Here is a 3,923-nt window from a genome sequence, read left to right on the forward strand (position 1 = left end):
CAGCGCTGGGTCTCTGGTAGGACTGAGGCTAGACCAACGCTGCGGCAACTGAAATTGCTGTGCCAACGACTAGGGATTGAGCACATCGATCAGCTGCCAGAGGAATTTGGACCACCTAGTAGCGCTGAGCGCAATTAAAAATTCAAAATTCTTGAATGGTTACTATAGCGTTTTCACATCAGATGTGAAACCGCTATACTTCCTTCTTGAGCTGAGAGCTGACAGCTATAAGCTGTCAGTCATTCACCTACTAACTGACCTAAGTGTTTTAATATTCTCGCGACAGTATATAGATCATTGCCACGATTCAGCAGAGAGAACTGATTAGAAAAAGCATATTGCAGTTTATCCTGTCGAATTAGTTTCAGAAAAATAAATTCACCGCCATTAGTGACAAATCCGAAAGCAGGCTTTTCTAGCTCAGGATTAGCCAACATATAAGCTAGAGCTTGTGGTATCCCTACTTTTAAAGAGTATTCTGCTCGTTTTGCTTCAATCACCACTATCCAAAACTGAGGTTGGCAAATCAAAATATCAATTCGTCCCCTGACAATCGTTTGCTGATCTTCCGATGAAATTTGTACATCCTTTTCAGCAAGAATATAGAATGGTGGGCGATAAAAATCAGCAATTCTCAACAATGGGGATAGCACCACCATTTTGACAATCGGTTCTACCATGGGATACTCAGATAAGTGCAGATAGTCATCCTTGACCCGATCTAGCCATTGCTTTTCTAGCTCATTTAGTTCTGGTAAATCCTCTTGCCATTCTGGGAATAATTTCTCATCATTAGTAGGCTCTAGTCCAAATTTGTCCTTCAATTGAGGCAGAGAAATATCTTGGGCTACGATTGTTTCTACCATTATGATTTGGGATTTGGGATTTGGGATTTGGGAATTTAAATTTTATTTTTAATTCCTAATACTCTTACCTTATTATAAGCGATCGCGTACCGTTGCTTACGGCCAATCGTAAAACTAATATCGCTCTAAATTTTAAGTAATTACTGCATTACCTGGTTATTTAACTAGTGCAATACTGTTTAATTTAACCCCTAACTCTGATTCTCATTCCACAGTTGTTTTTGATCACCACCTGATGGAATCCAGTCGCTAACTGGGGATAGTTCTGGAAATTCAACTTGTAACCAACCTATACTGCCGTTTCCTCCCACATCTCCCACAATACCTACACTACCCACAACCACCACACATCCCTTTTGACCCTGACTTAAAAAACGTACCCCTGTTAATTATCTCTGTAGTGTACAAGATCGAACATTTTGCGATCGCAACCAAGATTAGAATAAAGTAAACAAGTGTAAAGAAATGCTTAGTTTTACTTGATTCTTTATCTAAAAGATAAGCATACTGTCCATTGCCGGTTGAAAATAACTATGCAGTATCTGTTTCCAAAACGAATTTTAGTATCCCTGGCAGCACTGTTCCTAGCTTGTTCTATGTGGGCGATTGCTCCTGAGGCCAAGGCTTACGACAATCCTGAGTTACTGCCCGAGGTTCAAACACCAGTCATTGATTTAGCGAACTTTATTCCAGAGCTTCAAGAGCAGAGACTAATCCAAGATTTAGAAAGCTTTGAGGAAGAAACTGGCTGGAAACTCCGAGTTTTGACCCAATATGACCGCACCCCTGGTCGGGCAGTCAAAGAGTTTTGGGGACTTAACGACAAAAGTATGTTACTGATTGCTGACGCCCGAGGCGGCAATATCCTAGGGTTTAACGTGGGTGATGCCCTGTATGAATTCCTTCCTCGGACATTTTGGGTAGAGTTGCAAACCCGATTTGGTAATCTCTACTTTGTACGGGACAATGGCGAAAACCAATCCATTATCGAATCCCTAAATACGGTCAAGCAATGCCTGCGCCAAGGGGGATGTCGGGTGGTGCCTGGACTACCACGGGAACAGTGGATTCTGACCCTAATTACTTCTACTGTTGGAGGAGTGATTTTTGGATTTGCGGCTATCCCCCGCAAACGGGAACAGGTTTTCGCTTGGCAATGGGCTTTGATTTTGTCACCACTTTGGGGTATCCTGTTTATTGCCTTCGGTATTGGACCTGTGGTGACACGCACCTCCGATTACTTGCCACTATTGCGCAATATTATTGGTTTCGTTCTTGGTGCCCTTGTGGCTTACTTGTCACCGATGATTAGTGAATCCTCAGCCTCAGAAACTTAACACCTGGTCAAATCCCTGTAATTTCCGGAATTTTCCGGAAATTAATTAATAGCTAGGTTCCAGGAGTTCCTACTCAGTACTCAGCACTATGTTTCTGCTAGCGCTGTGCTTCTAATAACTCCTTAATACCTTTTTCTGCTAGGTCAATCAACTGATTGAGTTGATGGCGAGTATAAGCCCCTGACTCCGCTGTTCCCTGAACCTCAATAATACCCATTTCGTCGTTCATCACTACATTAAAATCCACCTCAGCCGCCACATCTTCGATATAGTTGAGGTCTAAAAACGGCTCACCCTCCAATAAACCGACGGAGACAGCAGCAACTTGGTGAATTAAAGGCGATCGCTCTAGTACTCCCGTTTTAACCAGTTTATCCACAGCATCCACCAGAGCAACATATCCCCCAGTAATGGAAGTAGTGCGGGTACCTGCATCCGCCTGTATAACATCCGCATCCACTGTTAACGTCCTCTCCCCCAAGGCTTTGAGATCAACAGCAGCCCGTAAACTGCGTCCGATCAGCCGCTGAATTTCCTGAGTTCGACCCGAAAGCTTGAGAAGTTCCCGTCTTTGGCGTTCCGGTGTTGCTCCTGGTAACATCCTATACTCAGCGGTTAACCAGCCGCTGCCAGTATCCTTGAGAAATCGGGGTACTTCCTCCTGAACCGTCACGGTACAAAGTACTTTGGTCTCACCACAGTGAGCTAGGACGGAACCAGGAGCATAGCGGGTAAATTCTCGCTCAAACAAAATGGGACGTAGTTGATCCGGTTGTCGGTTATCAGGACGCTGCCAAGACATAAGTTATATAGCAAAGGAAGTAGGAAGTAGGGAGTAGGGAGTAGGGAGTAGGGAGTAGGGAGTAGGGAACAAAAATTATCACAATATTATTGAGCTATATTATCGAGCTAGTCACCTTTAATAATTGTGTAATTGTGATCGATAATTGGATTCGACAACTTCGGAACAGATGTTGGATTGAGTAGAAATGAAGCTGCTCGTTTAGCTGTTTCTTCACTTAACTGGATTTGGGTTAGGCTAACCAAGCCCTCTTTCATAAAATGATCTCTAACTAGAGCTTTCTCTCCACTATTGAAGATAGTCTCATAAAAAACTTTCTTTATGCCAGCTGAAATGATTAACTTTAAGCAAGAGACACAGGGTTCCAGGGTGACATAAATACTGGCTCCAGCAGTGGCAATACCATGTTTGGCTGCAAACGCGATCGCATTCGCTTCAGCATGAACAGCTCGGGATGGCATGGTACGAGACGCATCGCAGCTACTTAGTCCAGGATAGCAGTATCCCTGAGCTGTGCAATGAATTGAGCCAGATGGGGAACCATTGTAACCTGTTGCTAAAATCTGATTGTTTTGAACAATCACTGCTCCTACAGGAAACGCTAAACAGGTTGAGCGAGTAGCTGCTAGCTTAGCCATCATTAAAAAGTATTCATCCCAGTTTGGTCTTTCATTAGTCATTGGTAATTGCCAAATTTTAAATGGTCAATTTTATAGCAAGGTAAATCTAGTTTATGATCTAAAATATAGCACTACGCATTAAGATTATGATATTCCTAAACTCGGAAACTTAGTCATAGCTTACTTCTGACTTCTGACTTCGTTCCTTCTGACTTGCGCGTAGCGCTATATCATCTCTGTTTCAAGGGAACAGGGAACAGGGAACAGGGAATAGGGAACAGGGAACATAAACATGTCA

At 43.1% G+C, this 3,923-nt stretch carries 5 protein-coding genes; 1 reads left to right on the top strand and 4 read right to left on the bottom strand.

Annotation, left to right across the window (positions count from 1 at the left end):
• Positions 1–239 precede the first annotated feature (239 nt).
• Positions 240–866, bottom strand: coding sequence for a type I restriction endonuclease (locus tag F6K37_RS34190; protein WP_008189126.1), 627 nt, complete (start codon positions 864–866; stop codon positions 240–242).
• A 191-nt stretch (positions 867–1,057) separates the two neighbouring features.
• Positions 1,058–1,210 carry a hypothetical protein gene (locus F6K37_RS34195; RefSeq protein WP_154659937.1) on the bottom strand — a complete coding sequence of 51 codons (153 nt, stop codon included), beginning with the start codon at positions 1,208–1,210 and terminating at the stop codon, positions 1,058–1,060.
• A 189-nt stretch (positions 1,211–1,399) separates the two neighbouring features.
• Here F6K37_RS34195 and F6K37_RS34200 point away from each other — a divergent pair, with 189 nt between their 5' ends.
• Positions 1,400–2,203: a TPM domain-containing protein gene (locus F6K37_RS34200; RefSeq protein ID WP_008189123.1), complete on the top strand. Its 804-nt coding sequence runs from the start codon at positions 1,400–1,402 to the stop codon at positions 2,201–2,203.
• 97 nt (positions 2,204–2,300) lie between these two features.
• Here F6K37_RS34200 and rph read toward each other — a convergent pair whose 3' ends face one another.
• Both rph and F6K37_RS34210 read right to left on the bottom strand, forming a co-directional pair.
• Positions 2,301–3,005: a ribonuclease PH gene (rph, locus tag F6K37_RS34205; RefSeq protein ID WP_008189121.1), complete on the bottom strand. Its 705-nt coding sequence runs from the start codon at positions 3,003–3,005 to the stop codon at positions 2,301–2,303.
• Positions 3,006–3,112: 107 nt separating this feature from the next.
• Positions 3,113–3,685, bottom strand: coding sequence for a deoxycytidylate deaminase (locus F6K37_RS34210; protein WP_008189119.1), 573 nt, complete (start codon positions 3,683–3,685; stop codon positions 3,113–3,115).
• Positions 3,686–3,923: the final 238 nt, after the last annotated feature.

This window comes from Moorena sp. SIO4E2, from assembly GCF_010671945.1.
Taxonomy (GTDB): domain Bacteria; phylum Cyanobacteriota; class Cyanobacteriia; order Cyanobacteriales; family Coleofasciculaceae; genus Moorena; species Moorena producens.

Coding starts and splice junctions, on each gene's coding strand:
- F6K37_RS34200 (WP_008189123.1), top strand. CDS start 1,400: ATGCAGTATCTGTTTCCAAAACGAATTTTAGTATCCCTGGCAGCACTG.
- F6K37_RS34210 (WP_008189119.1), bottom strand. CDS start 3,685: ATGACTAATGAAAGACCAAACTGGGATGAATACTTTTTAATGATGGCT.
- F6K37_RS34190 (WP_008189126.1), bottom strand. CDS start 866: ATGGTAGAAACAATCGTAGCCCAAGATATTTCTCTGCCTCAATTGAAG.
- rph (WP_008189121.1), bottom strand. CDS start 3,005: ATGTCTTGGCAGCGTCCTGATAACCGACAACCGGATCAACTACGTCCC.